The organism is Mesorhizobium sp. AR02 (assembly GCF_024746835.1).
Taxonomy (GTDB): Bacteria; Pseudomonadota; Alphaproteobacteria; order Rhizobiales; family Rhizobiaceae; genus Mesorhizobium.
Genome location: NZ_CP080531.1, coordinates 4498844 through 4523721, shown reverse-complemented (window position 1 = coordinate 4523721; position 24878 = coordinate 4498844). Strand labels below are relative to the sequence as shown.

Sequence of the window (24878 nt, the reverse complement as noted above, 5' to 3'; positions counted from 1 at the left end):
TTGTAGAATTTTGTTTCTGGATTGTGTCTGGCCGGCCCGGCTGATGCGTGTCGCCCAAAGTGGCCCCGGTTTTGGGAAAACGACACGCGTGGAAACAAAGACCTTTACAGCGGCCATAGCTTTCCATGTGGAGAAGGTGGAATTCGTTCTCCCTTGAAATCCAAGGCACTGGCCAACATATGGCCCGAATTCTATCGTGTGGCTCACCTGCCAGAATGACTTGGCCGGCAATCGAGACAGGGCACCTCGTGAAATCCGACGCACACATACTGATCGTCGACGACGACAAGGGCATCCGCGACCTGCTTCAGGAGTTCTTCCAGAAGCGGGGGCTGCACACATCGGTTGCCGCCGACGGCACCGAGATGGAGGCCATCCTGCGCCGCTCGCAGGTGGATCTCATCGTGCTCGACGTGATGCTGCCCGGCAAGAGCGGGCTGGAACTGTGCCGTGACCTGCGCGCCCAGTATACGACGCCGATCATCATGCTGACCGCCGTCACCGAGACAACCGACCGCGTGGTCGGCCTGGAAATGGGCGCCGACGACTATGTGCCCAAGCCCTTCGATCCGCGCGAACTCCTGGCGCGCATCCGCGCCGTGCTGCGGCGCAATGGTGCTGCCGAGCCGAAGCGCGCCACCACCAAGCAGATCTACCATTTCGCCGGCTGGACGATGGACTGTTCGCGGCGCCGGCTGACGGCGCCCGACGATGTCAGGGTCGAGCTGACCATGGCCGAGTTCAACCTACTGCAGACCTTCGTCAAGAGCGCCCAGCGCGTGCTGACCCGCGACCAGCTCATCGAACTCTCCGGCGGCGACAGCGACTATTCCTTCGACCGCAGCATCGACATCCTGGTCAGCCGGCTGCGGCGCAAGATGGAAGATGATCCGAAAACGCCGAAACTGATCCTGACGGTGCGCAGCGGCGGCTACCAGTTCCTGCCCGAGACGACCTCCGAATGAGACGTTTCCTGCCGCAGACCTTGCCTGTCTGGGTGCTGCTGATCGTCATTGCCGGCCTTTTGATCAGCCAGGTCGCGACCCTCTACATCGTGTCGCGCGACCGCGCCGCCGCCAACGACGTGGTCGACCTCTACCGGCTCAACGACCGCGCCTTCTCTTTGGTACAGCTGATGAGCAGCGCCACGCCCGAGGAGCGCAAGGCAACCGCCGCGGGCCTGTTCAACTCGACTTACGCCCTCACCGTCTCGGACACGCCCGCCGTCACCTCCTCGATCGCCGGCGATGACGAGCTGGCAGAACTCGAGGACATCCTCGTTGGCCGGCTGTCGAAGTTCGGCGTGACCGACGCGCGCGTGCGGCGCGATCCGGCGACGCGCGAGGCCGACGACGCCAGCACCGCATCCGGCCCCGACATCGGCCAGGTCGAGCGCGACCTTCTGGTGCTGGCCGCCGATTTCGCCCAGAGCGACAAGCTGACGGCCTCGCTGCGCTTCGCCGACGGTCAATGGCTGAACTTCACCGAGCCGATCACGCCTGTCGGCCCGATCCTCAGCTTCGACAGCCTGCCGCTCTATGCGTTGATCGCCGGCCTGGTGGTGATCATGTCGATCTGGTCGCTGCGCCGGCTGACCGCGCCCTACCGGATGATGGAAACCGCCGTGAACAGGATCGGCAAGGATTTGAAGAGCCCGCCGATCGCCGAGTCGGGTAGCCGCGAGGTTCAGGCTGCCGCGAGGGCGATCAACGCCATGCAGGCGAGGTTGCGCGAATATGTCGAGGACCGCGAACATCTGGCTGCCGCGCTCGCGCACGACCTGCGCACGCCGATGACGCGCATGCGGCTGCGCCTGGAACTGTTGCGCAAATCGGCGGTGCGCGAGGCGCTGGCGCATGATCTCGCCGATGTCGAGAGCATCGCCAGTTCAGTGATCGACTTTGCCACTTTCGAGGTGAACGAGGAGAAGCCCGAGCGCATCGATTTCTGGTCACTCGTGGAATCGATCGCCGACCCCTATCCGGAGGTCTTGTTCGACAATGACGACACCCGTTCGCGCGGCCTGATCTGCATCGCGCGGCCGGTGGCGCTCAAACGCTGCGTCACCAATCTGGTGCAGAACGCCGTCACCTACGGCAAGAAGGCGCATCTCAGCCTGCACCGCTCGGACGGCACCATCACGCTCACCATCCGCGACGAAGGACCAGGCATACCACAGGCCCAGATCGATGCCGTGTTCGGCTCCTTCGTGCGCCTCGAACAGTCGCGCAACCGCCAGACCGGCGGCCTCGGCCTCGGCCTCACCATCGCCCGCAACATCGCGCGCGCGGCTGGCGGCGAGATCCGCCTGTCCAACCATCCGGACGGCGGGCTGCTGACGGAGCTGCGCCTGCCGCTGGCGGCCTGACGCAGCAATGACGTCAAAACAAGGATAGCGAGGCGCTTACCGCCGCAGCACCGCGCTCAGCACGTCGCGGATGCCGATGGCGCCGACAAAGCGCGACTGGTCGTCGAACAGCGCCACGGGGGCCGTCTGCGAGCGGTGCATGGCGAGCATGACGGTTTTCAGAGAGGTGCCGGGATTGGCCCAGAACACTTGCGCCGCTTCCTCCGGCTGGGCCTCGACATCGGCGCAGGAGACCCACACCGCCGGCTTGCCGTCGCGTTCGGCCGCCGCCACCAGCCCGTGCTCGTCGATCTTGAAGCGCGTCGTCTTGCGCCGGTCGAGCCACACCCAGCCATTGTCGCCGTGCTCCAGGTCGCGGCGGTCGCGCATGACGTTCCAGGCGGTCAGCACCGAGAGCGGGTTCACATTGGCGATGAAGTCGCGGACATAGTCGTTGGCGGGGCGCAGCACGATGTCTTCCGGCGCGCCGGTCTGGACGATGCGGCCGCCTTCCATGATGGTGATGTGGCTGCCGATCTTCAGCGCCTCTTCCAGATCGTGGCTGACGAAGATGATGGTCTTCTTCAGTTCCGCCTGCAGCTGCAGCAATTCATCCTGCAGCTTGGTGCGGATCAGCGGGTCGAGCGCCGAGAACGGCTCGTCCATCAACAGGATCGGCGCCTCGGTGGCAAAGGCGCGGGCAAGGCCGACGCGCTGCTGCATGCCGCCCGAGAGCTCATGCGCGTATTTCTTCGACCACTGGTCGAGATTGACCAGCTTGAGCTGCTTGTGCACGCGCTCCTTGCGCTCGGCCTCCGGTACGCCGGCAAGCTCGAGGCCAAGGCCGACATTTTCCTCGACCGTGCGCCACGGCAACAGGCCGAACTGCTGGAACACCATCGCCACCTGCTTCTGGCGCAAGCGCCGCAAGGTGGCCTGGTCGCAGGTCACGACATCGACGATCTTGTCGCCGTCCTTGACCAGCACCTGGCCGCGCGACACCACGTTGAGGCGGTTGACGGCCCTGAGCAGCGTCGACTTGCCGGAGCCTGACAGGCCCATCAGCACCGAAATCTCGCCCTCATGCACGGTCAGGCTGGCGTCGGCGCAGCCCAGCACATTGCCGGTCTTCTCGAGGATTTCGGCGCGCGTGGCCCCCTTGTCGATCATCGCCAGCGAGCCGGCCTGGTCGGCGCCGAAGACGATATCGACGTTCTTGAAATCGACGGCGACGGTCATTTCTTGCCTCCAACGCCAATGCGGGTCATCCGGTCGAGCACGATGGCGAGCACGACGATGGCGAGGCCCGCCTCAAGCCCAAGATCGATACGGCGCGAGCCGAGCGCGCGGTTAATTTCGGTGCCGAGGCCACCGGCGCCGATGAGGGCGGCGAACACCACCATCGACAGCGACAGCATGATCGACTGCGTCAGGCCGGCCATGATTGTGGGCAGCGCCGAAGGCAGTTCCACCTTCCACAGAAGCTGGCTCTTGGTGGCGCCGAACGCCTCGCCGGCCTCGATGATCGACTTCGGCACCGAGACGACGCCGAGATGCGTGAGCCTGACCGCGGTCGGGATGACGAAGATGATGGTGACGATGAGGCCGGGCGCATTGCCGAGGCCGAACAGCGTCAGCACCGGGATCAGGTAGACGAAGGTCGGCAGCGTCTGCATCAAATCGAGCACCGGCAGCATGATGCGGTAGACCTTCGGCTTGTGCGCCGCCCAGATGCCGAGCGGCACACCGATGGCCATGGCCATGGCCGCGGCCGCGACGACCAGCACCAAGGTCTGCACCGTTTGCTTCCACAGGTTCTGGTTGATGATGAAGATCAGGCCGAGGAAGACACCGATGGCGAGCGGCCGCGAGCGCTGCAGCAGCCATGCAATGATCGCGATGACCAGTGCCAGCAGCACCGGCGGCACCAGCAGCAGGATGTTGACCAGCCCGTCGAGCAGGAAGTTGAGGCCATTGGAGAAGGCCCTGAAGATGGTATCGAAATTGTCGGTAAGGAAGCCGAAGAACGCCTTTCCCCAGGCGCCGATCGGGATCTTGTGGTCGACCATGAATTGCGAAATCGGATCCATCTCACCCCTCTTCGTCCAGGAGCCGCCCTGCTCTCGGCTCGCGCAACGTCATCTTGTCACACGATATGAAAAAGGGCAGCCTTTTCTAAGATGGCTGCCCTTCCTGGTTCGGCCTTGCCGAATTCAGTCGGCTCAGCTTCCGAGCGCGGTCTTGATGGCCGCAGCCGCGTCACCGCCATCGAAGGTGGTCACGCCGGCAATCCATGGCTTGACCGCGTCTGGATTCTTCTTCAGCCAGTCGGTCGCCACCGTGGCGGCATCGCCACCCTTGAGGATCGCGTCCATCATCTGGCCTTCCATGTCCAGATTGAACTTGAGGTTGGCGATGAACTTGCCGGCATTCGGGCACTCGGTGGTGTAGCCCTTGCGCACATTGGTGAACACGGTGGCGGCGCCGAAGCCGCTGTCGCCCATGCCGTCGAGATAGGTGATCTTCATGGCGCCCATCACCGGATGCGGCGTCCAGCCGAGGAAGGCGATCCACTCATTGTTCTTCATCGACTGCTCGGCCTGCGTCAGCATGCCGGCCTCCGAGGACTCGACGAGTTCGAAGCCGTCGAGCTTGTCGGCGGGATTCTTGATCATGTCGAGGATGATGCGGTTGCCGTCATTGCCGGCTTCGATGCCGTAGATCTTGCCGTTGAACTTGTCCTTGAACTTGCCAAGGTCGGTCAGCGACTTGACGCCGGCATCCGCCACGTAGGTCGGCACGACGATGCCGTAGCCGGCGCCGGTCAGGTTGGTGCTGATGGTCTCGACCGAGCCATCGGCGGTGTAATCCTTGATGTCGTTGGTCATCGACGGCATCCAGTTGCCGAGGAAGACATCAAGGTCCTTGTTCTTCAGCGACGCCATGGTGACCGGCACCGACAGCTGGATCACCTTCGGCTCGTAGCCGAGCGCGGTGAGCAGCACCGAGGCAACCCCGGTGGTCGCCTGGATATCGGTCCAGCCGACATCGGAAAGACGCACGGTCTTGCAGCTTGCGGCGTCACCGGCGAAGGCGACGCTCGTGGACAACAAAGCCGCCAGGCCGAGGCCGGCGGCGAAGGAATTCATACGCGACATAGACAGTCTCCCATTGTGATTCTTTGGCGAAGCGTAGTTACGGTTTCTCTGCCCGCCTTGTTTCGTCAGCCAAACACCATTCTGGTGTGGATTCAAGCGGTAAGGCAATCACGATCAACGGCGCAGACTGGCCAATCAGCGACACGGTTGACGCTTTTGTTGTGCAAGGCTGCTTTTTCGGGGGAATGCGGCGGCGGGCCCTCCCCGCGCGGAGGCAAGTCAGCTTAAAAGAGCGGCATGGCCAAGCTCTACTTCAACTACGCAACGATGAATGCCGGCAAGACGACGATGCTCTTGCAGGCGTCGTACAATTATCGCGAGCGCGGCATGACGACGATGCTGTTCGTCGCCGGCCACTACCGCAAGGGCGACACCGGCCTGATCTCGTCGCGTATCGGGCTTGAGACCGAGGCCGAGATGTTCCGCGATGGCGACGACCTGTTCGCCCGCGTCGCCGAACATCACGACCATACGACGGTGCATTGCGTCTTCGTCGACGAGGCGCAGTTCCTCGACGAGGAGCAGGTCTGGCAATTGGCCCGCATCGCCGACCGACTGAACATCCCGGTGATGTGCTACGGCCTGCGCACCGATTTCCAGGGCAAGCTGTTCTCAGGCTCGCGCGCGCTGCTGGCGATCGCCGACGATCTGCGCGAGGTGCGCACCATCTGCCGCTGCGGCCGCAAGGCGACGATGGTCGTGCGCCTCGGCGCCGACGGCAAGGTGGCCCGCCAGGGCGAACAGGTGGCGATCGGCAAGGACGTCTATGTCTCGCTCTGCCGCCGCCACTGGGAAGAAGAAATGGGCCGCGCCGCGCCCGACGATTTCATCGGCTTCATGAAAGCCTGACCATGCTACCCTGCGATCCGCGTCAGGCCGCCGAGACGCGCCGAAGCGGAAACCGCCAGCCCAGCCGGACACCGAGCGTCGCCACGGCGATCAGCACCATGCCGGCGGCCTGCGCCGGCCCAAGCGGATGCCCATAGACCGCCCAGTCGATGATAATGGCAACGACAGGATAGATGAAGGTGATGATGCCGATCACCGGCGTCGTCAGGCGCGGAAAGGCCGAGTTCATCAACACATAGGCAATGCCGGTGTGCAGCACGCCGATACTGACCAGCCAGCCCCATGAATGCGCGGGAACATGCTGGCCGATCCCGGCGAAGGGCGCGAGCATGACAATCCCGACGATCGTCTGGCAAAGCACGGTGACCTCCGCGCGCTGCTGGCCCAGGCCCTTGGCGAGGATCGTCGCCACCCCATAGAGCAGCGCGGCGACCAGCGTCAGCGCGATGCCCAGCGCCCATGCCGTGCTGGCCTGCGCATGCGAAACCACCAGCCCGCTGGCCAGCACGACGCCAAGAAACGCGCCAAGCATCCACAGCATCTGGTCGAGCGAGATACGCTCCTTGAGGAAGACCACGCCGATGACAACCACGAAGAAGGGCTGGACGTGATAGACGATCGTCGTCGTGGCGATCGAGGTCATGGCGAAGCCGGCGAAGAAGGCCGTCCAGCTCAGCACCATGCAGGCGCCGCCAAGCGCTGCCAGCGCGAGTCGCGACGGCGACAGCGTCCTGTCCGGCAAATAGCCCCGGAGCAGGCACCATGCGCCGAGAAACATGGCGCCGAACACGCAGCGCCAGAACACGATTGTCACGGGATGAAGCCCCGCTTCCGTCACGAAGGCGCCAACCGTGCCGGCGATCGTCATCGCAAAGGCCAGGCTCGCGGCCGGAAAACGGGAGGTTGGCAGGTCCTTCATCGAAAATCCCTCGGGACTATGCCTCGGACGGGCGAGACCCATCTGGCCAGCAGGATAGCTTTCAAACAAGCGAATAGATTTGGACCTAGCTATTCGATATGCTGATAGCACCATGGCCGCTCCGCTTGACCTCAATTTGCTGAAAACCTTCGTCGCCGTCGTCGAGAGCGGCAGCCTGTCCAATGCGGCGCCGCGGGTCGGCCGCAGCTAGTCGGCGGTCAGCATGCAGATGCAGCGGCTGGAAGAGATGGTGGGCAACCAGCTTCTGGTGCGGGGACCGAGAACGGTTACCCCCAACGCCATCGGTGAGGACTTTCTCATCTATGCGCGCCGGTTGCTGAAGCTGTCGGATGAGGCCTGGGCGAGCGTCACGCGGCCGAAGGAAACGGGCAGCGTGCGCCTTGGCGTACCGGACGACTATGCAGCCTTCCTGCTGCCACCCGTCCTGTCGCGCTTCGCCGAGGATCATCCGTTGGTGACGGTGGAATTGGTCTGCGAACAGTCGACCGCGCTGGTGAAAACCCTGGCGGAAGGGCGGCTCGATCTGGCGATCGTCACCCGTTTGCCGGAGCAGGCGCTCGAGGTGATCCGGCTCGAACGTTTCGTCTGGGTCGCCTCGCCAAACCATGTCGCGTGGCAGACCGATCCCTTGCCCGTCGCGCTGTTCGAGCCCGGCTGCGCCGCCAGGATGAACGTCCTGCAGGCACTTGGCGAAGCCGACCGATCCTACCGCTGCACCTATTCCAGCGCCTCGCTGCTTGGCCTGATCGCGGTCGTGCAGGCCGGGCTTGCGGTCGCGGGTCTCGCTCAACGCAGCGTGCCGCCATCGCTGCGCATCATCGGCGGCAATGAAGGCCTTCCCGTGCTGCCGGATCTCGAAATCGGCATTCTGCGCAACCCGGTGTCGACGACGCCGGCGGTCGATCGGCTGCATGATTTCCTGCGCCGCGACCTCGCACAGCAGGCCTGAGATCATCGTCCTGGTCGCAGGAGATTGGGTGTCGGCCCGCCTATCCCCAATCCCGCCACGATGCAGCTTGTTAAGGCCTCGGTCCTATAAGGCCGTCAGCCAGAGCTCTCCAGGGTCAGCCATGCTTCGAGCCATTTCCTCAGCCAGCCTTCTTCTGCTTGCCACCTCCATGGCCGCTCATGCCGGCGGCGACGCCGTGCAGGGCAAGCACGTTTTCAACCGCTGCATCGCCTGCCATGAAGCAGCCAGCGACCGCGACAAGGTCGGCCCGCATTTGCTGGGTGTCGTCGGCCGCACCGCGGGCACCGCGGAAAGCTTCCTGGGTCATTATTCAGAGGCAATGAAGGGTGCGGGCGCTGGCGGTCTCGTCTGGGACGAGGCAAATCTTGCCGAATATCTCAGGGCTCCCAAGCTCAAGGTTCCCGGCAACAAGATGGCTTTTGGCGGCCTGACCAATGATGACGATATCGCCAACGTCATCGCCTATCTGAAGGCCGACCCGAAGCCCTGAGTGCGCACCACGGCGTCGGCTTAACCTGATATGTGTGCCTGCAACTGGTTCAATTCCCTGCCGAATTCAACATATCAGCGTTGGCGAAGAGCGATTGCTTCGCCGGCATTAAAGTTCAATGACAGTTGAACTAGGCCAAGCCGGCTGGCTAATCACGCCATGACCCCACCTTCATTGTCTTTCAAGGCCTTGGCGGATTCTTTTGTTTTCACGCCGCCCTTGTCTTCACGTCTTTCAATCCCCGGATGCCCCACATATATTCGCCGCTGTTCGCAACCAGCGACCGGAAGCCGAAGCGGGAGGCCCCTATGGCGACATTGCAGAATTTCGATGCCGAAATTGCCAAGACCAAGCAGGTCGTCCAGGACATGCGCACCAAGATCGAGCAGTCCGGCACCGTGCTTGATACGCTCGCCACCGCGGACAAGAAGATCGGCGACGCCAATTTCGACATCGAGAACGCCCGCATCGAGGATGTGCTGAAGCAGCAGAAGGTGATGGAAGGCAACATTGCCGACCTGATCATCGGCCTTGAGGACGCCACCAACGTCTTCGGCGCCGAGTTCGAAAGCATGAAGAACTATTCCGGCTGGGAAAATTTCGTCGGCATCTTTTCGGCACAGCGCAAGCAGCGCATGCGCACCGACCGCGTCCGCAACATGTCGCTGACCGGCAATCTGCAGGAACTTCTGGCCAAGTCCGACACCATCGTCGGCATTCTGAAGGCGCAGAAAGAGGTCCTCGACCAGCGCTACAAGACCTCAGAGGCCAGCCTGTCGCAGGTGATCGAACGCCGCAAGACCACCATGTCCAATCTCGAAGCGGTGCAGAAGCGCATCGAGGAGCTCAATCCGATGCTGCTCGACATCGAGAACAAGATCGCGGCCTCGACCAGTCAGAAGGACCGCACGCAGCTCGAAGGCGAACGCTCCGTACTCGCCACCGAATACAATGAGAAGCAGGCCAAGGAACAGGAGTTGCTGGCCGAAAGCCAGACGCTCGAGCGCTACACCTCGATGTTCCAGACCTTCGTCGATTCGCTTAACAACCAGATCGCCGCGCAGTCGACGCTGATCAACAAACTGACCATCGATACCGAGCAGCGCATCGTGCTCTACAAGGCGTTGGAAGATTCGCTGAAGACCGCCGCCCAGCAGGACGTCGCCCACAAGATCAACACACTGGGCAGTCAGGTCGACAACACGGCGGAAGAAACCATGGCCGGCATCGGCGCCGCCTCGCAGAAGCACATCGGCGACCTGCTTGAAATGCACGAGAAGAACATGGTCGCCAGCGCCGACATCCAGCGCCGCAAGAAGCTCGCCGACGACGCCTTTGCCCGCCGCTTCGACGAGGTGCTGAAGAAGCACAATTCGGCCAATTACGTGCAGTCATAATTGCCGCGCGCATTGGTGCGACAATCCCAGGACTGACAGCATGACCCCCGAAAACGACGCGGCGGCGCGGTATTTCTCGGCAATCACGGCCGCGCTCAGCGGCCTTGAAGTGTTCATGCGCGACGACCGCTCGCCGCTCTACCGGCATGGCATCGTCGCCAAGATCGTTGCCGAATACATCGCCCGGCTCGACAAGTCCTTCTCCTGCTGGCGCAACCGGCTGGGCTTCATGGACACGTTCCGCATTTCGCGCGCCGAAAGCGGCTTCCCGGTGTTCCAGAACCTGCTCGAACTGGAAAACGACCGCCGCCAGGCCGATGCGCGGCTCGCCAACATCCCGCTCGCCGGCGAGCTGCGCGAGGAGATGGCCGACTTCATCCTGCGCCACAAGGAATTCCCCGAGGCGCTGCAGAAGTCGATGGCCGAGCGGCTCTATCTCGAGGACGTCAAGAGCGAGCAGACCTTTGGGCCATTCACGCTGGCGCAGACGGCCAAGGTGTCGGTCAATCCGAAGACGGCGCGGCCCTATTATCTCGTCCATTGGGCGACCTTCGACGGCAGTGCCAACCTGCCCCTGGTCTATATGGTGACGGTCGAGGATTCCTCGGAAAGCATGATCCGCCAGCTCGTCGACAGCAACGGCAAGCTCAACGACAAGGTCGACATCCCGCTGCCGGTCGACGGCCTGCTCAATCCCGAGCTTGCCCACCGTTTCGACGATTTCACCGAAAAGAACTCCGCCTACACGCTGTCGCCGGCGACGATTGCGGTGAATCTCGACAAGGATTTCGAGCCGTTGCATCCCAAGCAGCTGCGCCGCGTTGTGCTCGGCCCCTTCTATTCGGCCGGGATTACCGACAACAATTCGACGGTCACGGAAGTGCTGGCCAAGGTGCGCAAGCCGGAAAATGCCTGGCTGCTGACCTGGACCATCCAGGAGGTCTATTCCAAGGGCGAGAAGCCCGGCCGCAAGGGACTGTTTTCCAGCGAGAAGACGACGCAGGAATTCTTCATCAACACCGACGATCTTGAAGCCGCGCGCCAGGGCGTGTCGAGCTACGAGAACCACGCGCTGATCCCGCATGAGGCCTATCAGGCGCTCTATGCCGCCGGCGAAGCACAGAAGATCTTTGGCGGCTACAAGGTTCATATCCTGTCCAACGGACAGGTCATCTCAGACGTCTGACCGTAACACCACGGAGCACACTTCATGGACACCGGCCTGACCACCATCCCGGAAGCTGCGATCGAGAAGCACCGCGCCACCGCGCAGAGTTTTATCACCCGCATCGTCGTGCTGGAGGATCCCTCACGCGAATCCGGCACGGCCTTGGCCGGCACCAACCGCCGCTTCGTCTCCACCGTCTCGGTCGGCTCGGTGCGCCGTACGCGCGAGGTCGAGCTGACGAAGACGGTCGGCGCCGTCCATCCCGATGACCAGTTGCTGACCATCCCGCAGCACACGCTTCTGTTTCGCGCCCGTCGCGGCACGGCGATTGCACTCGCCGTATCGGATGTTTTCGCCGAAGGCTCCGACCTCGAAAGCCTGCAGGCGAAAAACACCCGCGCCCTGCTCGAAGGCGACGAAGCCTCCGCCTTCAAGAAACTCCTGTCGGCCTCGGCCTACATCTCGGCCTTCAGCCTCGCCTCCTATCTGTTCCAGCTGATCGACAGCGACGGCGAAGCGCCCAACGACATCCCCGAGCCGGATTTCCTGTTCGACACGCCGCAGGATGCGGTGAAGTCGATCCTCGCCGGCCTCGACAAGGCGATAGCGGGCTCGAAGGATGATGCCGACCTGATGATCAGGGCGCGCGCCTTTGCCCGTGTCGCCATCGACGGGCTGCTGGCCAGAAAAGGCCGCTTCGATGGCATCGGCCCGTTCGAGAACGCCCATATCCGCATCGATGCCGACGATTTCACCCTCGATGGTTTCGACGTCGCCCCCGGCAAGCGCTCCAAGCCGCTGGTGATGACCTTCAAGAAGCCGGAAGAGGTCGTCGGCAACCACATCGCCAAATACCAGTCGGTCAAGCTCGCCAGGATGCTGATGGCCTATGATTTCGAGCGCGAGCTGAACCCGTTCGTCGAGCTCGGTGGCTTCCTGTTCACCTTCATCGGCGACGGCGCGCCCGGCACCGGCAAGACGACGCTGATCCAGATGATCGCCGGCCTCGTCAACGACTACTGCCAGGTTGCCGGCTATCCCTTCGCCTACGAGAATTTCGGCGTCGACCAGATCTCGTCCTACCAGGGCAAGTCGGGCCAGAACTGCCGCCAGTTCATCAACAATGTCTTGAACCCGCGCGTCATCGGCTTCGGCACCATCGACGACATCGACCAGGTGGCGGCACGCCGCTCCGACGACCGCGCCTCGGCCGGCCAGCAGGAAATCACCGGCGTCCTGATGGATGCCTTCGCCGGCGCTTCAACCGTGGTGCGCGGCAATTGCTCGTTCGGCATGTTCTCCAACTATCCCGAAAATGTCGACGACGCGCTGCGCCAGCGCGCCGGCGCCCGCTGGCTGGTCGACGGTCCGCAGACCCGCGACGACTATATCGACATCTTCGTGCTGCTCGCCGGCAAGAACCACGAGATCCCTCTGGGCAAGCACGAACTCTACGCCGCGCAGGAGATCCAGCGCGCTGTCGAGGAGGCCTATGAGGAGCATGAGAAGCCGCAAGAGGACGGGCTGATGCGGGTCTACGAGCGCTACATGAAGGAGAATGGCGCGCCCAAGACCATGGCCGACATCGGCACCTATCTGCACCTGATCAAGGACGCCGAACCGCGCTTCACCGGCCGCGCCATCAAGAACGTCACCGACGCCATCAAGATGCGCGCCATGGACATCGAACTGCCCGATGACTGGTTCGAAAAGCCGGAAGCCTTCATGCACAAGGGCTATGACGAGAAGAAAGCGATGATCGAGGAACTGCGCGGCCCGTTCTCGATGGACATGGTCATGCAGGAGATTAACCGCTACGCCGATTCCGAGTTCCGCTATTCCGACAAGTCGGACGATGCCGCCGTAGAAAAGCTCCTGCGCGACGCCCGCCTGCGCGAACGCGCCGCGCGCGAGATGGAGGAGATGAAGAAGAAGGGGCTGTGGAATGCGTGAGCCGCGCCAGCCTTCCCTTCTCCCCTTGTGGGAGAAGGTGTCGCCGAAGGCGACGGATGAGCGACTATCTGAGGTGTCAAGTTGCATTTGCGAATTCGTTACGCGCGTCGCGTGCTTTTGCGTTGAGAATGACGAGCAGCTTGCGGGCGAGCGCAATGCGGATGACCATTTTCTCCTTTCCGGCGGTCTGCAACCGTTGCTTGAAAGCTGCCAGATGCGGATCATATTTGGCAACGATGCTGGCGACGAGGAAGAGGACGCCGCGCGGCCCCGCACGACCACCGCGCACTGGTCTTCGACCGCTGCGCTTGCCGCTGTCATTGGCGATCGGCGCCAGACCGGCCAGCTTGGCGATGGCCTTGTTGGAGAGGATGCCGATCTCGGGCAACTGCGCCATCAGCCGCGCCACGGTGCGAGAGGCAACACCCTTGAGCGAGCGGAAGGCCCGGTCGAGGCATGCCCACAGCGGATCGTCATCGATGAGCGTGGCGATCTCACCCTCGAGCCTGCGGCTTTGGCGCGCAAGCAGCGCGATCACCTCATCAAGGCTGGCGATGGTTTCGGCATCGGCAGTGCTCTTGCGCTGCTTTTGAATGGTGAGGTCACCTCCCACTTGGGAAAGCCGCGCAACCAGCGCCTTGAGCCGCTGCTGGGCCGCGCTCGGCGGCGGCGTCGGCTTGAGCCGCTTGACGGCACCATAACGGGCAATCATGGCGGCATCGATCCCGTCGGTCTTCTCCAGGAAACCCATTGCCTCGGCGAAGTAGCGAACGCTCCTCGCATTGGCCATGCCGCAGGGTTGCCCCATCTCCCACAACAGCAAGAAGGCCAACCGTTCGTAGCCGCCACTGGCCTCCATGACGACGAGTTCGACAGCATGGTTCTGACACCAGGCGGCCAGATCGGCGATGCCTGCCGCATCGTTGGCGAAGCGGTTTGCCGCTCCCATCGGCTCGATATGGGCATCGAGCCAGTCTTTCGAAATATCTATTCCACAGAGGGTCGTGTTCACGGTAACCTGCCTTGTGCGTGCGATTGGAGCCAAGCGACTATTCGGTCGTGCGTGACGAAGGCGAAGATCCCAGGCTCATCCACGGTTGTAGCCGCAGGGGTGTCGGGCGACTTCGCCAAGCCTCGAATCGGATGGCCGTCCGGTTCGAGGCTCAGTCGCTTCCATCGCACAAAGTCTCCTCCGTGCAGATACAAGGGGTGTTCCAGCTTGACGCCGACGGCGCTCCGGCACGCACCCCTCAACCGTCTCGGCGCTACGCGCCGATCCACCTTCTCCCACAAGGGGAGAAGGGAGAGCCGCGCCCCTCATCCGCCCTTCGGGCACCTTCTCCCCGTGAACGGGGAGAAGGAAAAGTGAACGCCAAGAAACCCGACCTTCTGCGCGACAACGAACTCATCTACGGCCGTTTGCTCACCGTCGACGAGCCGCATCTGATCGATCGCTACAACAAGGCACTGGCCGCGTTCGGCAAGAAGCCCACCAAGCTCACCAGCTTCCAGATCGACCGCACCGGTTTCTCGCCCGAAGTGGCCGAGGAATGCGGCGACTACGATTATCTCGACCCTGACGAGGTCAACCGCCGCTTCATCATCCTGACGCCGTCGCAGATCGACCTGCCGGTGGTGCACACCGCCTTCTCCAACACTTCGCAGCTGATGTTCGAGTTCATGTCGAAGAACCAGCGCGCCATCGACGCGCTGACCATCAAGGACGTCATCTACGGCGAGATCGAGGATTCCGTTCCCAAGGTCAACGACATCGAGGACCTGCTGTCGATCAACCAGGTCGAGTTCAAGGTGCTGTCGGCGGAGGACGTGCTGGGCAAGGCCGCCGAACTCGGCAAGCTCGTCGACCGGCTGAAGCAGGAGCCCGACGCCTGGCGCGACAATGCCATGCTGACCCGCATGGTGGAGCTGGCGAAAATCTGCGGCGATATCCGAGAGAACGCACTGGTGCCCGACCAGGTGATTTTCCGCCACAATGCCTACTGGACCAGCCATTTCGGCGGGCTCTATGTGTTCGTCGACCCCGACATGACAACGGTGATCAGCGATCCGGCTGCCCCGGGCTTCCGCCGCTCGCGGCCGTGGCAGGTGAGCTATCTCTCCATCAACGACGCCGACAAGGTGTTCAAGTTCCTGGCCAGCACCGGCCGCATCGAATTGCCGCGCGCCTCCTGGATCGAGGCCTCCGGCTATCTCGAACACCGGGCCGAGATGGTGGTGCGCGCGCTGATCCGCGACGCCGAGCCGGACCGCAATCTGACCGATGTCGACAAGGTCTGGCTGCAGACCTGGATCCAGAGCCATGCCGACCTGATCACCAAGGACGGCAATTTCCCTTTCCTCAACGCCGCCAAGCGCGAGATCGCCCAGCTCGGCCACCTCAAGATCGACGATGTCTTCCCGCAGCAGCGCTTCCTGGTGATCCGCGCCAAGCCGGACCATCCCGACGCCTGGCTGACCAACCGGTTGATTTCGGATTTCGTGCCGTCGGACTTCGTCTCGCGCTACATCTTCAACAAGGACGGCTTCTACAAGGACTATGACGGCTTCAGCGACGCTTGGCGATCGCATGTTGTGGACGTTCTGAAAACCACATATTTGAAGGACAAGGTGGCGTTCCGCACACGCCTCTACGGCCTGACTGACTAGAACGAAATGAACCGTCATTTCGTTCTAATTGTTTTTGCGCATGATTTTACCCAAAAAGCCTGCAACTTTTTGGCATCATGCTTTGAGGGGGTGACACAGCCATGCTCGATCCGATCGTGAACTTCTTCACCCGGATTTTCCAATGGATCGGCCGCGGCATCGGCCTGTTGATCGGCGTCATCCTGTGGCCGTTCCTGTGGGCCGGCCGCTGGTACACGCAGCGCGGCTGGATCCTCAAGGCCGTGTTCGGCCTGGCCCTGCTGGTGCTGATCGGCCTCTACGCCAACTTCTTCTACGCCACCCAGTGGTGGAACAATTTCAACCCGAACTATCCAGACACCTACACGTTCGAGAAGCGCAACGTTTCCGCCGGTGAGCAGGTGGCCGCCGGCACCGGCACCGATACGGCCAAGACTTGCGGCAACTCCGGCATTGCCCAGATCGCGGCCGACTTGACCGACTTCAACGTCAACCAGAATGCCTGGATCTCGTCGATGATCCTCTACAAGCTCGGCCTGTTCGGCATCAACTGGGACGATACGCCGTGGATGGACAACAAGGCCTCGTTCCAGCGTGGCATCAACCAGGCTGTGCGGCGCACCGCGACCGAGCTTGCCGACAATCTCGGCCGCGTGCGCACGACCTCCCAGATCGATGCCGATCTGCAAGACGCGCGCGGCAATCTGCAGTTCGACGAGTACACCTGGTATTTCGGCGTCAGCCCGTTCGGCCCGAAGACGCCGACCCCGAGCTATTATCGCGACGCGGTGCGCAAGCTGCGCTCGTTCAACGCAAGGCTGGCCACCTGCCAGGCCACTTTCGATGCCCGCGCCGACAATCTGAAGCAGTATATCGACCGCATCGCATCGGACATCGGCTCGACCTCGGCCATCCTCAAGGAGCGTGCCGAGAACCACAACAATGGCTGGTTCGACACCCGCGCCGACGACCGCTACTGGTTCGCCTATGGCCAGCTCTATGCCTATTACGGCCTGATGAAGGGCGCCCAGGCCGATTTCGAGGATGTCATCAAGGAAAAGCACCTGCAGAGCCTGTGGGACACGATGGACGCGCAATTCGTCTCGGCGCTGCGCATTCAGCCCTTCATCATCGCCAATGGCCGCGAGGACGGCTGGCTCTTGCCGACGCACCTGACGACAATGGGCTTCTACATCCTGCGTGTGCGCTCCAACATGGTCGAAATCAGCAACGTGCTGACGCAGTAGGCACACCGGTCGCAACTCTAGCGATGGCGAATTTGCGCCGTCGCCTCTGTCGCATTCCGTGCATTGTGCGGCTGTTTTGAGACGGCGGAAGCGCCCTTGCTCTGGCTTCTATACGGCGCGGCAAGCGGAGCCAGAAAGAACCGAGGACAGGTCGGCCGGCCGCAGAAGAATTTTCTCTATAGGAAACATAGTTGCATGGAAGTTGACGCCACGGCAGCGACAGGGTTAGAACATGCCCGCGCGCCCGGTTTCAACCTGCTTGCGATAGAGCTCAACCCCGTCCCCTCCACCGTTCAGTCCAGAGGAAAGCCATCATGGCCGAAGTGAAGTCCGACATCGAGATCGCGCGCGCCGCGAACAAAAAGCAGATCCAGGAGATCGGCCAAAAGATCGGCATCCCGACCGAACATCTGCTGCCCTATGGCCACGACAAGGCCAAAATATCGGCCGAATTCATCAAGTCGGTGAAGGGCAACAAGGACGGCAAGCTGATCCTGGTCACCGCCATCAACCCGACCCCGGCCGGTGAAGGCAAGACCACCACCACCGTCGGCCTCGGCGATGGCCTCAACCGCATCGGCAAGAAGGCGATCGTCTGCATCCGCGAGGCTTCGCTTGGCCCGAACTTCGGCGTCAAGGGCGGTGCCGCCGGCGGCGGCTATGCGCAGGTCGTGCCGATGGAGGACATGAACCTCCATTTCACCGGCGACTTCCACGCCATCACCACTGCGCACAATCTGCTCTCGGCGCTGATCGACAACCACATCTACTGGGGCAATGAGCTCGGCATCGACACCCGTCGTGTCGTCTGGCGCCGCGTCATGGACATGAACGACCGGGCGTTGCGCGAGATGATCTGTTCGCTCGGCGGCGTCGCCAACGGCTTTCCGCGCGAGGGCGGCTTCGACATCACCGTCGCCTCGGAAGTCATGGCCATCCTGTGCCTGTCTACCGACCTGAAGGACCTGGAAAAGCGCCTCGGCGACATCATCGTCGCCTACCGCCGCGACAAGTCGCCGGTCTACGCCCGCGACCTGAAGGCCGACGGCGCCATGGCCGTGCTTTTGAAGGACGCCATGCAGCCGAACCTGGTGCAGACGTTGGAGAACAACCCGGCCTTCGTTCATGGCGGTCCGTTCGCCAACATCGCCCATGGCTGCAACTCGGTCGTCGCCACCACGACGGCTCTCAAGCTTGCCGACTATGTCGTCACCGAAGCCGGTTTCGGCGCCGATCTCGGCGCTGAAAAATTCTTCGACATCAAGTGCCGCAAGGCGGGCCTCAAGCCGGCAGCCGCCGTCATCGTCGCCACCGTGCGCGCCATGAAGATGAATGGCGGCGTCAAGAAGGAAGACCTCGGCAAGGAAAACATCGAGGCGGTGAAGAAGGGCTGCGCCAATCTCGGCCGCCACATCGAGAACATCCGCCAGTTCGGCGTGCCGGCGGTGGTTGCCATCAACCACTTCTATTCCGACACCGACGCCGAAATCCAGGCGATGAAGGACTACGTCGCCTCGATGGGCGAAGAGGCGATCCTGTGCAAGCATTGGGCCAAGGGCTCGGCAGGCATCGAGGAGCTTGCCAACAAGGTGGTGGCGCTGGCCGAATCCGGCGCCTCGCAGTTCGCGCCGCTCTATCCGGATGCGATGCCGCTTTTCGAGAAGATCAACACCATCGTCCAGCGCATCTATCGCGGCTCGGAGGCGATCGCCGACAAGTCGGTGCGCGACCAGTTGCACGCCTGGGAGCAAGCCGGCTACGGCAATCTGCCGGTCTGCATGGCCAAGACCCAGTACTCCTTCTCGACCGACCCGAACCTGCGCGGCGCGCCGACCGGCCACACCGTGCCGGTGCGCGAGGTCAGGCTTTCGGCGGGTGCGGGCTTCGTCGTCATCATCTGCGGCGAGGTCATGACCATGCCCGGCCTGCCCAAGGCACCGTCCTCGGAAAAGATCTTCCTCAACGAGGCCGGCCAGATCGAAGGCCTGTTCTGATCTTTTGTCCCGACAAGCGAAAGGGCGCCGCATCGCTGCGGCGCCCTTTCTGTTTCCAGGGATTTTACGCCGCGGCGCGCGCCAGCGCCCGCTGGTTGGACGCATAGATCGTGTCACGCTCCGGCAAGGCGCCGGTCTTCAGGCACTCGACCCATTCGGCGGTCTTGAGCACCGCGGCGAAGCGCGACTGCAGGATGATCGTCACCACGCGGTGGATCTCCTCGGCCGAGGCATAGCCGGCGCTGTTGGCATAGGGCACCGCGCCGGTCGCGTCGGACAGGAACTCGACCGCAAACCCCATATGGACAGCGTGGATGATGGTCGACAGGTCGCAATTATGCGTCATGTAGCCGACCACCGTGAGCGTATCGATGGCGTTGGCGCGCAGCCACTCTTCGAGGTCGGTGCCGGTGAAGGCTGAGGGCAGGTTCTTCTCGACATAATGGTCACGGCCGCGCCTGGCGATTTCCGGGTGGAGTTCGCCGCCGTGACTGCCCTTGGCGAAGATCGGCGAGGTTTCGGGCGCCATCTGCTTGATAACAACCACCTTGATGCCGGCCGCCGCCGCGGCATCCATGGCGCGTGCCACATTGACGACGCTGTCGCGGAAGGGCGGATGCTGGATGGCCAGGTTGCCGCCATCATAATCATTCTGGACGTCGACGACGATCAGCGCGCGGCGCGGCGTGGTGTTGGCTGGGTCAGACATGGTGTTTTCCTTTCCGGCTTGAATGCGATGGGCCGAAAATAGGCCAGTCGACGAGCGGCCAAAAGTGGCCCGATTGACATCACTCGAAAGAATTGGGACAATCCGCTTTTCACTAGCGGAAGTAGCCCATGACCGCCCCGATCATTGCCGTCCTCGCCTTCGATGGCATCAGCCCGTTCCATCTCTCCGTGCCATGCCTGGTGTTCGGTGAGGACAGAACATCCCTTGGTCTGCCGCGCTTCGAATTCCGCATCTGCGCGCTCAAGGCCGGCCCCGTCCATACCGAAGCCGGGCTGACGGTTGCCGCGCCGCACGGGCTCGACGGGCTCGATGGCGCCGACATCGTCATCATCCCAAGCTGGCATCATCTCGGCGAGCCACCATCGCCGCTGCTGATAAAGGCGCTGCGTCAGGCGCACGAGCATGGCGCATTGATCGTCGGCCTGTGTCTCGGGACCTTTGCCATCGCCGCTGCCGGGCTGCTTTCAGGTCGCGGTGCTGCGACGCACTGGGCCTATGCCGAGCGGCTGCAAAAACTCCATCCCGACATCGCTGTCGATGCCACGGTGCTCTATGTCGACAATGGCGATGTGGTGACCTCGGCGGGCGTCGCCGCCGGCCTCGACTGCTGCCTCCACATCGTGCGCGCCCGCTATGGCGCTGAGGCCGCACTCCGGCTCGCCCGCCAGATCGTTCTGTCCCCACACCGACAGGGCGGACAGGCGCAATTCATAGAGCGCCCCGTGGCAAAAAGCGCCAATGCCGACCGTTTCACCCAGGCTCTCGACGCAGTGCGCGCAACGCTCGGCGAAGCGCACAGCCTCGACAGCGTAGCCGAGGCCGCCGGTCTGACACGACGTACATTCACCCGCCGCTTCCAGAAATCGATCGGCACCAGTTTTGGCGATTGGCTGACCAGCCAGCGGATCGAACTGGCGCAACGGTTGCTGGAAGCGACGGAGAAATCGATGGATATCGTCGCCTTCGAAGCCGGCTTCGGCAGCGCCACCTCGCTGCGCCAGCATTTTGCGGCAAGGCTCAGGACATCGCCGGTGCAATATCGGCGCGAGTTTTCCAGGCGGGTAGATCGGGACGAACGGGTGGCGCAGGCCTGATCGCATGCCAAGGGAATTCAGTCGCGCTTGACGGCCCGCGCTGGATTACCAACCACCGTCGTGTTCGCAGCTACGTCACGCGTCACCACCGCGCCAGCACCGACGATGGCGCCCTCGCCGATGCTGACGCCGCCAAGGATGATGGTGCTGCCGCCGATCCAGGCATTGGCGCCGATCTCGACCGGCCTGGCGATCTCCAGTCCCGCTTGCCGCCCTGCCGCTTGCCTGTGGTGCTCGGCGCAGTAGATCTGCACATTGGGACCAAGCAGCGTCCCCTTGCCGATGCGCACGCTTGCCGTGTCGAGAATGGTGCAGCCGGCATTGAGGAAGACGCCGTCGCCGAGAAAGATGTTGAAGCCATAAGCGCAGTGGAACGGCGCCTCGACACGGGCGCCCTCGCCCACCTTCCCGAGCAATGCCTTGAGGCCTGGCCCGAGATTGCCGCGCTGCCGCGGCGGCAGGCAATTGTGCGCGAACACCGCGTCGCGCGCCGTGACGCGCAGCGCCTCCAACTCGTCATCGAGGCAAGAGTACCATTCGCCGGCCGCCATCTTCGCGCGCTCGCTTGCAGCCATGGCAGGTCTCCAATTGACGTCATTGCAAAGCATAGTTGCGACCAGCAGAAAAGCGCCAATCCAAGTACTGGTCAAATATCGGACCTATGGTAGCCTGCCGTCTCAAGGCCGTCCTGGCCCGGGGATCGAGGGGATCAACATGCTCTATCTTCTTGCACTTCTGATCGGCGTCATTGCCGGTCTGCGCGCCATGACCGCGCCGGCCGCGGTCGCCTGGGGCGCCTGGCTCGGCTGGCTGCCGGTTGCCGGCACCTGGGCCAGCTTCATGAGCCATTGGGCTGCTGTCGGCATCTTCACCATCCTGGCCATCGTCGAGCTCGTCACCGACCAGCTGCCGTCGACGCCAAGCCGTAAAGTGCCACAGCAATTCGGCGCCCGCATCATCATGGGCGCTTTCACCGGCGCGGTGATCGGCGCAACGGGTGGTTCCACCATCGGCGGCCTGATTGCCGGCGCCATCGGCGCGGTCATCGGCACGCTGGGTGGGGCCGAAGCGCGCGGCCGGCTGGCGGCCGCTTTCGGCAAGGACCCGCCCGCCGCCTTCATCGAGGACGCGGTGGCGATCATCGGCGGCCTGCTGATCGTGGCGGCGGTGGCATGACGGAGAAGACTTTCGACGCCATCATCATCGGCGCCGGACAGGCCGGCACACCGCTCGCCGGCAGGCTGAACGCAGCCGGCATGAGCGTGGCGCTGATCGAGCGCAAGCTGGTCGGCGGCACCTGTGTCAACACCGGCTGCATCCCGACCAAGACGATGGTGGCGAGTGCCTATGCCGCGCATCTGGCGCGACGCGCCGCCGACTATGGCGTGACGCTCAGTGGCCCTGTCGGCGTCGACTATAAGGCGATCAAGGCGCGCAAGGACAAGGTTTCGGGCGCCTCCCGCACCGGGCTGGAAAGCTGGATCGCCAGCATGGACAAATGCACCCTCTATCGCGGCCATGCGCGCTTCGAATCCGCCAACACGGTGCGCATCGGCGACGATCTTCTGACCGCCGAAAAGATCTTCCTCAACACCGGCGGCCGAGCCTCCGTGCCCGACCTGCCCGGCATCCATGACATCGACTACCTGACCAATTCCTCGATGATGGATCTCGACGTCCTGCCGCGCCATTTGATTGTCGTCGGCGGCAGCTACATCTCGCTCGAATTCGCGCAGATGTTCCGCCGCTTCGGCTCGGACGTCACCGTCGTCGAAAAGAGCCCGCGCCTGACCGGCCGTGAGGACGAGGACGTCTCGGCCACCATCCTGTCCATTCTCGAAAACGAAGGCATCGCGGTCCATGTCGGCGCCGACGACATCGGCTTCGCCAAACAAGGTACCGACATCGCCGTGACCTTCTCGGCCGGCAAGCCGCCGGCTGTCGGTTCGCATGTGCTGCTGGCGCTGGGGCGCACCCTCAACACCGACGATCTCGGCCTCGACAGAGCCGGCGTCGCCGTCGACAAACGTGGTGCCATTATCGTCGACGACCAGTTGCGCACCAGCGTGCCGGGCATCTGGGCGATGGGCGACTGCAACGGCAAGGGCGCCTTCACCCACACCTCCTACAATGACTACGAGATCGTCGCCGCCAATCTGCTCGACAATGATCCGCGCAAAGTCAGCGACCGCATCGAGGCTTACGCGCTCTACATCGATCCACCACTCGGCCGCTGCGGCATGACGGAAGCGGCGGTGAAGAAATCCGGACGCCGCGCGCTGGTCGGCCAGCGACCGATGACCCGCGTCGGCCGCGCCGTCGAAAAGGGCGAGACGCAAGGCTTCATGAAGATCCTTGTCGATGCCGACACCAGGGAAATCCTCGGCTGCTCGGTGCTCGGCCCCGGCGGCGACGAGGCGGTGCATTGCGTGCTCGATTTGATGTACGCCAAGGCACCGGTCGACACGCTGGCGCGCGCGGTGCACATCCATCCCACCGTCTCGGAACTGCTGCCCACGATTGCGCAGGAGTTGAAGCCGCTGGCCTGAGGCATCTCAAGCTCCAGACTTTCTGCATTGGTGCATTGCAGCAATGTGCATTGTGCATGGCTTAGCTCCTCGTTCAATCTCCAAATTGAACCGATTCAGTCTGGACACCCCATGCCTTTGCCGATCCTTGCGCTTGCCATTGCGTCCTTCTGCATCGGCACCACCGAATTCGTCATCATGGGCCTGCTGCCGGAGGTCGCCGCCGACCTAGGCGTGTCGATCCCTTCGGCCGGGCTGCTGGTCACCGGCTATGCGCTGGGCGTCGTCTTCGGCGCGCCGATCGTCGCCATGGCCACCGCGCATCTGCCGCGCAAGCCGGTGCTGGTCGGGCTGACTGCGTCGTTCGTCGTCGGCAATCTGTTCTGCGCCATCGCGCCGGACTATTGGACGCTGATGGCCGCGCGCGTCTTCACCGCTTTTGGCCACGGCGCTTTCTTCGGCATCGGCTCGGTCGTTGCCGCCAGCCTGGTGCCGCGCAACAAGCGCGCCAGCGCCATGGCGCTGATGTTCGCCGGCCTGACGCTTTCCAACATTCTGGGCGTTCCCGCCGGCACAGCGCTAGGCGAAGCTTTCGGCTGGCGCTCCACATTCATCGCCGTCGTCGGCATTGGTCTGATCTCGGTCGCCGCCATCGCCTGGCTGGTGCCGTCCGATGTCACTGAGCCGAGCGGCGGCGGCCTGCGCGGCGAGTTGCGGGTGCTGGGCAAGCTGCAGGTCTGGCTGGCGATGCTCATCGCTTCCCTTGCCTCGGCCAGCCTGTTTGCCGTCTTCACCTACATAAAACCCTACCTCACCGACGTGTCCGGCCTGTCGACCTCTGCGGTTACCTGGGTGCTTTTGCTGTTCGGCGCCGGCATGACCATCGGCAACATCATCGGCGGCCGGCTGGCAGACTGGAAGCTAATGCCGACCGTCATCGGCACGCTGCTGTTGATGGCGGTGCTGTTCGTCGGTTTCATGCAGTTCGGCGCCATCGCCAGTGTCGCCATCGGCATCGTCTTCCTGTGGGGCCTGCTCATCTTCGTCGTCGTGCCGCCGCTGCAGATTCGCGTCGTCGAGGCCGCGTCCGAGGGACCGAACCTTGCCGCCACGCTGAACCAGGGCGCCTTCAATGTCGGCAATGCCAGCGGCGCCTGGATCGGCGGCGTGGCCCTTTCGGCCGGCGTCTCCTACGCCCACCTGCCACTGGTCGGCGCGGTGCTCGCTTTGCTGGCTGTAACCGTTGCGGTGCTGTCGCAGGCGCTGGACCGGCGCGCGCCTGTCCCACTTCAGGCTGCCGCAGAGTAACCTCTTGCGCCCATAGCGCGGCCGGCTGGACCAATCGACATCGATAGCCTCAAATGGGC

Annotated in this window: 23 protein-coding genes; 16 read left to right on the top strand and 7 right to left on the bottom strand. The window is 63.1% G+C overall.

Annotated elements, in window-relative coordinates; all coding sequences use genetic code 11:
- Window positions 1–248 precede the first annotated feature (248 nt).
- Both DBIPINDM_RS25970 and DBIPINDM_RS25965 read left to right on the top strand, forming a co-directional pair.
- Window positions 249–965: a response regulator gene (locus DBIPINDM_RS25970; RefSeq protein ID WP_258581873.1), complete on the top strand. Its 717-nt coding sequence runs from the start codon at window positions 249–251 to the stop codon at window positions 963–965.
- On the top strand, window positions 962–2368 hold the full coding sequence (locus DBIPINDM_RS25965; RefSeq protein WP_258581872.1) for an ATP-binding protein: 1407 nt from the start codon (window positions 962–964) through the stop codon (window positions 2366–2368). The genes DBIPINDM_RS25970 and DBIPINDM_RS25965 overlap by 4 nt, the downstream gene beginning before the upstream one ends.
- Before the next feature lie 36 nt (window positions 2369–2404).
- Here DBIPINDM_RS25965 and choV read toward each other — a convergent pair whose 3' ends face one another.
- The 3 genes from choV to DBIPINDM_RS25950 all read right to left on the bottom strand — a co-directional run bounded on the left by choV (window position 2405) and on the right by DBIPINDM_RS25950 (window position 5505).
- Window positions 2405–3586 (bottom strand): choline ABC transporter ATP-binding protein, encoded by a 1182-nt coding sequence (choV, locus tag DBIPINDM_RS25960; protein ID WP_258581871.1) that lies wholly within the window; start codon window positions 3584–3586, stop codon window positions 2405–2407.
- On the bottom strand, window positions 3583–4437 hold the full coding sequence (gene choW, locus DBIPINDM_RS25955; RefSeq protein ID WP_258581870.1) for a choline ABC transporter permease subunit: 855 nt from the start codon (window positions 4435–4437) through the stop codon (window positions 3583–3585). The genes choV and choW overlap by 4 nt, the downstream gene beginning before the upstream one ends.
- Before the next feature lie 132 nt (window positions 4438–4569).
- Window positions 4570–5505, bottom strand: a complete 936-nt coding sequence (locus DBIPINDM_RS25950) for a choline ABC transporter substrate-binding protein (protein ID WP_258581869.1) — start codon at window positions 5503–5505, stop codon at window positions 4570–4572.
- Between the two features lie 237 nt (window positions 5506–5742).
- Here DBIPINDM_RS25950 and DBIPINDM_RS25945 point away from each other — a divergent pair, with 237 nt between their 5' ends.
- On the top strand, window positions 5743–6354 hold the full coding sequence (locus DBIPINDM_RS25945; RefSeq protein ID WP_258581868.1) for a thymidine kinase: 612 nt from the start codon (window positions 5743–5745) through the stop codon (window positions 6352–6354).
- Between the two features lie 22 nt (window positions 6355–6376).
- Here DBIPINDM_RS25945 and DBIPINDM_RS25940 read toward each other — a convergent pair whose 3' ends face one another.
- Window positions 6377–7273, bottom strand: a complete 897-nt coding sequence (locus DBIPINDM_RS25940) for a DMT family transporter (RefSeq protein ID WP_258581867.1) — start codon at window positions 7271–7273, stop codon at window positions 6377–6379.
- Between the two features lie 112 nt (window positions 7274–7385).
- On the opposite strand from DBIPINDM_RS25940, the gene DBIPINDM_RS43360 reads away from it, so the two are divergent.
- The 6 genes from DBIPINDM_RS43360 (at window position 7386) to DBIPINDM_RS25915 (ending at window position 13272) form a co-directional block, all read left to right on the top strand.
- On the top strand, window positions 7386–7484 hold the full coding sequence (locus tag DBIPINDM_RS43360) for a LysR family transcriptional regulator (protein ID WP_318036901.1): 99 nt from the start codon (window positions 7386–7388) through the stop codon (window positions 7482–7484).
- A 12-nt stretch (window positions 7485–7496) separates the two neighbouring features.
- Window positions 7497–8243: a LysR substrate-binding domain-containing protein gene (locus tag DBIPINDM_RS25935; RefSeq protein WP_258581866.1), complete on the top strand. Its 747-nt coding sequence runs from the start codon at window positions 7497–7499 to the stop codon at window positions 8241–8243.
- 121 nt (window positions 8244–8364) lie between these two features.
- Window positions 8365–8754 carry a c-type cytochrome gene (locus DBIPINDM_RS25930; RefSeq protein WP_258581865.1) on the top strand — a complete coding sequence of 130 codons (390 nt, stop codon included), beginning with the start codon at window positions 8365–8367 and terminating at the stop codon, window positions 8752–8754.
- A gap of 308 nt (window positions 8755–9062) precedes the next feature.
- Window positions 9063–10151: a hypothetical protein gene (locus DBIPINDM_RS25925; protein WP_258581864.1), complete on the top strand. Its 1089-nt coding sequence runs from the start codon at window positions 9063–9065 to the stop codon at window positions 10149–10151.
- A 40-nt stretch (window positions 10152–10191) separates the two neighbouring features.
- Window positions 10192–11337, top strand: a complete 1146-nt coding sequence (locus tag DBIPINDM_RS25920) for a hypothetical protein (protein WP_258581863.1) — start codon at window positions 10192–10194, stop codon at window positions 11335–11337.
- Window positions 11338–11361: 24 nt separating this feature from the next.
- Window positions 11362–13272 (top strand): AAA family ATPase, encoded by a 1911-nt coding sequence (locus DBIPINDM_RS25915; protein ID WP_258581862.1) that lies wholly within the window; start codon window positions 11362–11364, stop codon window positions 13270–13272.
- Between the two features lie 76 nt (window positions 13273–13348).
- Here DBIPINDM_RS25915 and DBIPINDM_RS25910 read toward each other — a convergent pair whose 3' ends face one another.
- Window positions 13349–14284: an IS110 family transposase gene (locus DBIPINDM_RS25910; protein ID WP_258581861.1), complete on the bottom strand. Its 936-nt coding sequence runs from the start codon at window positions 14282–14284 to the stop codon at window positions 13349–13351.
- A gap of 353 nt (window positions 14285–14637) precedes the next feature.
- Here DBIPINDM_RS25910 and DBIPINDM_RS25905 point away from each other — a divergent pair, with 353 nt between their 5' ends.
- The 3 genes from DBIPINDM_RS25905 to DBIPINDM_RS25895 all read left to right on the top strand — a co-directional run bounded on the left by DBIPINDM_RS25905 (window position 14638) and on the right by DBIPINDM_RS25895 (window position 19159).
- The gene (locus DBIPINDM_RS25905; protein WP_258581860.1) at window positions 14638–15939 is read left to right on the top strand and encodes a DUF6638 family protein; all 1302 of its coding nucleotides are present in this window, start codon (window positions 14638–14640) and stop codon (window positions 15937–15939) included.
- Window positions 15940–16040: 101 nt separating this feature from the next.
- The gene (locus DBIPINDM_RS25900; protein ID WP_258581859.1) at window positions 16041–17165 is read left to right on the top strand and encodes a DUF2333 family protein; all 1125 of its coding nucleotides are present in this window, start codon (window positions 16041–16043) and stop codon (window positions 17163–17165) included.
- A 314-nt stretch (window positions 17166–17479) separates the two neighbouring features.
- Window positions 17480–19159 (top strand): formate--tetrahydrofolate ligase, encoded by a 1680-nt coding sequence (locus tag DBIPINDM_RS25895; RefSeq protein WP_258581858.1) that lies wholly within the window; start codon window positions 17480–17482, stop codon window positions 19157–19159.
- Between the two features lie 64 nt (window positions 19160–19223).
- On the opposite strand, the gene DBIPINDM_RS25890 is transcribed toward DBIPINDM_RS25895, so the two are convergent.
- Window positions 19224–19868, bottom strand: a complete 645-nt coding sequence (locus DBIPINDM_RS25890; RefSeq protein ID WP_258581857.1) for a cysteine hydrolase family protein — start codon at window positions 19866–19868, stop codon at window positions 19224–19226.
- Between the two features lie 128 nt (window positions 19869–19996).
- Between DBIPINDM_RS25890 and DBIPINDM_RS25885 the strand changes: the two genes are divergently transcribed.
- Window positions 19997–20983, top strand: a complete 987-nt coding sequence (locus tag DBIPINDM_RS25885; protein ID WP_258581856.1) for a GlxA family transcriptional regulator — start codon at window positions 19997–19999, stop codon at window positions 20981–20983.
- A 17-nt stretch (window positions 20984–21000) separates the two neighbouring features.
- Here DBIPINDM_RS25885 and DBIPINDM_RS25880 read toward each other — a convergent pair whose 3' ends face one another.
- Window positions 21001–21558 (bottom strand): sugar O-acetyltransferase, encoded by a 558-nt coding sequence (locus DBIPINDM_RS25880; protein ID WP_258581855.1) that lies wholly within the window; start codon window positions 21556–21558, stop codon window positions 21001–21003.
- A gap of 139 nt (window positions 21559–21697) precedes the next feature.
- Between DBIPINDM_RS25880 and DBIPINDM_RS25875 the strand changes: the two genes are divergently transcribed.
- From DBIPINDM_RS25875 to DBIPINDM_RS25865, 3 genes are all read left to right on the top strand, one after another.
- The gene (locus DBIPINDM_RS25875; protein WP_258581854.1) at window positions 21698–22159 is read left to right on the top strand and encodes a DUF4126 domain-containing protein; all 462 of its coding nucleotides are present in this window, start codon (window positions 21698–21700) and stop codon (window positions 22157–22159) included.
- Window positions 22156–23532 carry an FAD-containing oxidoreductase gene (locus tag DBIPINDM_RS25870; protein WP_258581853.1) on the top strand — a complete coding sequence of 459 codons (1377 nt, stop codon included), beginning with the start codon at window positions 22156–22158 and terminating at the stop codon, window positions 23530–23532. Before DBIPINDM_RS25875 ends, DBIPINDM_RS25870 begins: the two co-directional genes overlap by 4 nt.
- Before the next feature lie 111 nt (window positions 23533–23643).
- Window positions 23644–24819, top strand: coding sequence for an MFS transporter (locus tag DBIPINDM_RS25865; protein ID WP_258581852.1), 1176 nt, complete (start codon window positions 23644–23646; stop codon window positions 24817–24819).
- The last annotated feature ends 59 nt before the right edge of the window (window positions 24820–24878 follow it).